Source organism: Aquabacterium sp. A08, assembly GCF_011742065.1.
Genome location: NZ_JAAQQT010000497.1, coordinates 1 through 593 on the forward strand (window position 1 = coordinate 1; position 593 = coordinate 593).

Here is a 593-nt window from a genome sequence, read left to right on the forward strand (position 1 = left end):
GGGATCGACGGCACCGCCACCTACTCGGTGGACGAGCTGAAACTCATCACCTTTCGGGTGGCCTGGCAGTGCAAGCGCTATGGCACCGACAACAAGGTGCAGCCTGCAGCGATCCGTGAATTCCGAGGTGCCCTGGACCAAGGCTTCCAGCACGGCATCTTCTTCACCACCTCCAGCTTCACGGTGGAAGCGGTGAATGAGGCAAGGCGTTCAGGCAAAGTGCAGATCACGCTGGTCGACATTGCCGGGCTGATCGCCTTGCTCAAGTCCAAGGGCTTGGGCGTGACCCCGCTGGGCAAAGACGTCTGGACAGTCGACCAGGCCTACTTCGACAAGTTCAAGCAGGCCAGCCACGTGCACTCGGCCAACAAGAAGCTCTTCAAAGCCAAGATCCCGGCTCAGTGACACGCGGTCTGGCTAAGGCCTAAACATTGTGCGATGCTGTTTGCGCCGTGTCCGAATTCGATACGTTCACAGCAGCGAAACCAGAACAACCACGCAAGGAGGACCCCATGTGGCTCATCACACCAGTAGGATTTTTCAGCATCGTCCAGAAACCCAGCGACGTGGCAACAGACACCCTGACCGTGCGC

At 58.7% G+C, this 593-nt stretch carries 1 protein-coding gene; it reads left to right on the plus strand.

Going from position 1 to position 593, the window contains the following annotated elements:
* On the plus strand, positions 1 to 405 hold a 405-nt coding region (locus tag HA630_RS27350), incomplete at its 5' end, for a restriction endonuclease (RefSeq protein ID WP_166832248.1).
* Positions 406 to 593 lie beyond the last annotated feature (188 nt).